General features: G+C 41.8%; 4 protein-coding genes and 2 pseudogenes. All 6 read left to right on the top strand.

Annotation, left to right across the window (positions count from 1 at the left end; all coding sequences use genetic code 11):
- Window positions 1-457, top strand: a pseudogene (locus ABZB17_RS20230) (hypothetical protein); the annotation flags it as partial.
- 3 nt (window positions 458-460) lie between these two features.
- On the top strand, window positions 461-1,378 hold the full coding sequence (locus tag ABZB17_RS20225; RefSeq protein ID WP_372653029.1) for a dihydrodipicolinate synthase family protein: 918 nt from the start codon (window positions 461-463) through the stop codon (window positions 1,376-1,378).
- A 79-nt stretch (window positions 1,379-1,457) separates the two neighbouring features.
- Entirely contained in the window at window positions 1,458-2,558 is a 1,101-nt protein-coding gene (locus ABZB17_RS20220) for a kelch repeat-containing protein (RefSeq protein ID WP_372653026.1), read from the top strand.
- 23 nt (window positions 2,559-2,581) lie between these two features.
- Window positions 2,582-3,754 carry an AGE family epimerase/isomerase gene (locus ABZB17_RS20215; RefSeq protein ID WP_372653024.1) on the top strand — a complete coding sequence of 391 codons (1,173 nt, stop codon included), beginning with the start codon at window positions 2,582-2,584 and terminating at the stop codon, window positions 3,752-3,754.
- A 24-nt stretch (window positions 3,755-3,778) separates the two neighbouring features.
- A complete protein-coding gene (locus ABZB17_RS20210; protein ID WP_372653022.1) occupies window positions 3,779-5,038 on the top strand; it encodes an MFS transporter in 1,260 nt (419 codons plus the stop codon).
- Between the two features lie 51 nt (window positions 5,039-5,089).
- Window positions 5,090-5,293, top strand: a pseudogene (locus ABZB17_RS20205) (sialate O-acetylesterase); the annotation flags it as partial.

The following is a 5,293-nucleotide window of genomic DNA, read 5'->3' as shown; positions in this document are numbered from 1 at the left end:
TCCGTCCTATTTCCCAAAGGCCAATGGAACTTATTATGCCTTCACACGCATTTGGTCTCCAAAAGCCCAGAAATTAGGTGTATGGATTGGTTTTCACGACTGGTCACGTTCCGGGGGAAGACGCGGAGGGCCATTCCCGAAACAAGGGAAATGGCACAATACCGATCCGAAAGTTTGGGTTAATAATCAACTAATTGATGCCCCAAACTGGCAACAACCCGCCCTCGAATCCAGCTCTGAAGAAATACCTTTTACAGATGAAAATTATTTCTTCAGAGAACCCACATACATCAATTTTGAAAAGGGGTGGAATGAAGTTCTATTGAAGATTCCATTAACTGAAAATACATGGAAACGAATGTTCACGTTCGTTCCGCTTGCTGGAAGTAATGGCAATTTTCAGGAGGTAGAACAACTAAAATACAATTCAGAAATCACATTAAAAACCAACAAATAAAGCATGATTACTAAAATTGAAGGACTTATAGCAGCGCCATTTTCCACACAGGATAAACAAGGAAATATTCTTTATGACCGGATTCCTCTGTATCACGATCTTCTCGAAAAAAATGAGGTAAGCGGCGCATTCATTAATGGCTCAACCGGCGAAGGAGTTTCTCTGACTCAAAAAGAAAGGATGAAAATTGCTGAATATTGGGCTCTGGCAGCAAAACAAAGCAAGCTAAAAATAATCAACCTTGTTGGCGGAACCAGTTATGCCGAATGCATCGAGAATGCCCGGCACTCGGAAGAAATTGGGATGGATGCCATAGCACTACTCGCACCCTATTATTTTAAACCTGCAAATGCCAAAGCGCTGGTTGAATTTTGTGCTAAAGTGGCGGAGGCAGTTCCACAAATGCCGGTTTACTTTTATCATATTCCGGTGCTTACAGGATGCAACATTTCCATGTACGACTTTTTGAAAGTGGCTTCAACTGCCATTCCAAACCTTGCCGGAATTAAATACACCCACGAAGATTTTATGGATTTTCAGAGTTGTATCAACTTTGAAAACGGTAAATATGATATGCTTTGGGGGCGTGACGAGAACCTTTTATCGGCATTGATTTTGGGAGCACGCGGAGGAGTTGGAAGTACATTTAACTATGCCGCCCCACTCTACTACCAGCTTATTGATGCCTTTGATAACGGATACTTTGAAATGGCACGTAAGTTACAGCAACAATCAATCGACATGATTCGCCTGTTGGGAAAATACGGAGGAATCGCAACCGGAAAAGCCTACATGCGGTATATTGGTTTTGAATGCGGGGAATTTCGTTTGCCGGTAAAAAATATGAGCAATGAAGCGTACCAGGAATTTGAAAAAGATGTTCAGGGATTACAAATGCAGGATCTGTTCAGCAAGCTTTAAGTCAATCGTAAACCTATTTGTATTACTCTTTCTGGGGATTATTTTTTTACAATGTACCCCGGGTGATAAAGAAACAGCTATGAAGATCAATTGGGGAAGTTTACCAGATATACCGCCAGCCACCGATCAGCAGGAACAAAAAGGGCTTGCAGGTCCATTGGCTGGCATATCTTCAGAAACTTTAATTGTTGCAGGAGGTTCAAATTTCCCGGATTCCCTGCCTTGGAAGGGTGGAACAAAAACCTATTACGATGATATTTTTTTCTTCAATCTAAAAGAGAATGAAGCCGTTTGGAAAGTCGCCAATGCAAAATTACCTATTTCGTTGGCCTACTCTACATGTGTATCATTAAACGGTGAAATTATTTGCATAGGAGGCGAAAATCAGGACGGGCCACTTTCGAAAGTTTTTAAACTGAAGTTGAACAAGACAGAAGTTGAAATCAGTGCGCTTACGGATTTTCCAGAGGCCATCTCAAATAGCGGTGCTGCAACTATAGGATCGGTAGTGTATGTTGCCGGAGGTTCAGCGGTTGAGGGAAACCTGGCAAGGTTTTATTGTGCCGATATGTCGACCCAAAAAGTGGAGTGGAAAAAGCTTCCCGATTTACCAAAACCAGTGTCTAACGCAGTTGTGGCAGCTCAGTGGGATGGTACGGAAAACTGCATTTATGTGCTTGGTGGTCGCAACAAAAAGGGTGAACTAACAACTTTCTATACTTCAATCTGGAAATATTCACCATCGAAAAACAAATGGCAGATAGATGGAGAAATAAGCAGTGATGAAATGAATTCGATAACGCTTGCTGCCGGGACAGGTGCAGCCGTAGGAAAAAACCACATTATTTTACTGGGTGGCGATAACGGTTTTCTCTACAATAAAACGGAGGAATTTATCAATGCTACGGCAGCTGCTGAAAATCAGGAGCAAAAACAGCAAATCATAGAACAGAAAATTAAACACCTGGAAAGCCATCCGGGATTTAGCAGGCAGGTATTTCTATACAACACATTATCAAGACAATGTATTGAAATAGATGAACTGCCTTTTCCGGCTCAGGTAACAACCCTGGCGGTAAAAGACGGTAACCGGATTTACGTTCCCAACGGAGAAACCAAACCTGGTGTGCGCACTCAGAAAGTTACGTTTGCCGAATTTTCAGTGGCCAATAAGAAATAATTTAAGCAGTAAAACAGAAAAAGATGGACCTTAAATTCTTATCCGAAAAATATAAAAATGAGTTGCTCACAAATGTGATTCCTTTTTGGGAGAACAACTCAATCGACAAACAATGTGGCGGTTATTTTACCTGTTTAGACCGTGAGGGGAACGTGTTTGATACCGACAAATTTATCTGGCTGCAAGCCCGCCAGGTTTGGATGTTTGCGAAACTCTACAACGAAGTAGAACAAAGACCGGAATGGCTGCAAATTGCCTTGAATGGTGCTGCATTTCTTCAAAAATATGGGCACGACGGAAATCTAAACTGGTACTTTTCATTAACTCGCGAAGGCAAGCCGCTTGTGCAGCCATACAATATATTTTCTGACTGTTTTGCGACCATGGCATTGGGTCAGCTTGGCAAAGCTACCGGCAATGAAGAATTTACTTCAATTGCAAAAGATACCTTCCAAAATATCCTAAAACGAAAAGACAATCCAAAAGGAAGTTACAATAAACTTGTATCCGGTACCCGTCCGTTAAAAGGCTTTTCGCTACCGATGATTCTCTGCAACCTGTCGCTGGAAATCGAACACCTGTTGGAGTCCGACTTGGTGGATAGCACCATTAATCAAGTGCTATATGAGGTAATGGAAATCTTCTACCAGCCGGATTCCGGATTGATTCTGGAGAATGTAAATCCCGACGGTAGCTTTTCGGATTCCTTCGAAGGACGTCTGCTAAATCCCGGACATGCCATTGAAGCCATGTGGTTTATCATGGATTTATCGGAAAGGCTAAAAAGACCTGACCTCGCACAAAAAGCAGTTGATATTGCTTTACGAACCTTAAAATACGGATGGGATGAAAAATATGGCGGTATTTTCTATTTCCTCGACATTAAAGGAAATCCGCCGCAACAACTCGAATGGGACCAGAAACTTTGGTGGGTACACATCGAAACATTAATCACCCTTATTAAAGGTTATGAGCTTACCGGAAACCGGGAATGTATAAACTGGTTTGAAAAAGTACACGATTACACCTGGTCGCATTTTGCAGACCCGAATCATGGTGAGTGGTTTGGATACCTGGACCGAAGAGGAGATGTATTATTACCTTTAAAAGGGGGTAAATGGAAAGGCTGTTTCCATGTACCGCGAGGACTATTCCAGGTTTGGAAAACATTGGAAAAAATAAATGACAAAACATAAACAGACATCAAATAACTTGAACGAATGAATCAACTTAGAAATAAATCGATATACCCCTGGATTGTAGTTGCTCTTTTATGGGTGGTTGCTCTGCTCAATTACATGGATCGCCAGATGCTATCCACCATGAAAGTATCGATGATGATTGATATTAAAGAGCTTGAAACTGCGGAGAATTTTGGTCGGTTAATGGCTGTTTTTTTGTGGATATACGCCTTGATGAGCCCCGTTGCAGGTTTAATTGCCGACCGCGTTAACCGAAAATGGTTAATCGTTGGGAGTTTAGCTGTATGGTCAGGCGTTACGCTTTCAATGGGCTATTCAAATAATTTTCAGGTTTTATACGTACTTCGGGCTTTGATGGGAATTAGTGAAGCACTCTACATCCCTGCGGCACTTGCACTTATTGCCGATTACCATAAAGAAGGAACGCGATCGCTTGCAGTTGGGATACATATGACCGGATTGTACTTTGGCCAGGCGATAGGCGGATTTGGAGCGACGGTTGCGCACCAGTTTTCATGGCAAACTACTTTTCATTCATTCGGATTAGTGGGGATTGCTTACAGCGTAATTCTTGTTTTCTTTCTTCGCGAGAAAAAAGACCGTTTTGTTTCAGTACAAACTTCAGCAACCAATTCAGCAAAAATCAGTGGATTTTCATCCATCTCAAAAAGTCTTGGAATGTTACTCGGGACTGTGAGCTTTTGGGTAATTCTGTTTTATTTTGCCGCTCCCAGTTTCCCGGGATGGGCGACAAAAAACTGGTTACCCACCTTATTCTCTGAAAGTTTAGGAATGGACATGTCAAAAGCCGGACCACTGGCTACCATTACTATTGCGGCTTCGTCTTTTATTGGGGTAATCTCAGGAGGAATACTTGCTGACCGATGGATTTCAAGAAATTTACGCGGAAGAATCTTTACAGGAGCAATCGGATTAAGCCTGATGATTCCATCATTACTTCTACTTGGATATGGAAATGGAATTTTAGGCGTAGTTGGTGGTGGTGTAATTTTCGGAATTGGCTATGGAATGTTCGACGCCAATAATATGCCCATCCTTTGTCAGTTTGTATCACCCAAACACCGTGCAGCAGGTTACGGATTGATGAATTTAACAGGTGTATTTGCAGGAGCATTTGTAACAGAGTTGCTTGGCAAATCAACAGATTCAGGGAATCTGGGAAGAGATATGGCTTTACTCGCAATTCCGGTGGCAGCAGCAGTTCTGATTCAACTACTTACACTCAAACCAACCACTGCCAACAAAGAGAATGATTAATTGAGTTCTCGTTTAAACGAGTTTATTTCCATAATTGATACCCAGGAAACCATGAGACAGATTTGCCTTTCACTTTTACTCTTGTCCAACCTTCTTCAGCTTTCTGCACAAGAGAATAATTTTAGCACCTACTACAATCAGCGGCTAACGTTATTTGAAAAGCTTCCGGACACCCCGAATGAAATCATCATGCTGGGCAATAGTATAACTGATGGATGTGAATGGAGTGAACTATTTCAAAATCCCAATATTAAG

Origin of the sequence: Draconibacterium sp., assembly GCF_041583095.1 — a bacterium.
Taxonomy (GTDB): Bacteria; Bacteroidota; Bacteroidia; order Bacteroidales; family Prolixibacteraceae; genus Draconibacterium.
This window is presented reverse-complemented; position numbering and strand designations above follow the sequence as displayed.

What these genes read in the sequence shown, in the direction of transcription:
- ABZB17_RS20225 (WP_372653029.1), top strand. Translation starts at nt 461, where the DNA reads ATGATTACTAAAATTGAAGGACTTATAGCAGCGCCATTTTCCACACAG.
- ABZB17_RS20220 (WP_372653026.1), top strand. Translation starts at nt 1,458, where the DNA reads ATGAAGATCAATTGGGGAAGTTTACCAGATATACCGCCAGCCACCGAT.
- ABZB17_RS20215 (WP_372653024.1), top strand. Translation starts at nt 2,582, where the DNA reads ATGGACCTTAAATTCTTATCCGAAAAATATAAAAATGAGTTGCTCACA.
- ABZB17_RS20210 (WP_372653022.1), top strand. Translation starts at nt 3,779, where the DNA reads ATGAATCAACTTAGAAATAAATCGATATACCCCTGGATTGTAGTTGCT.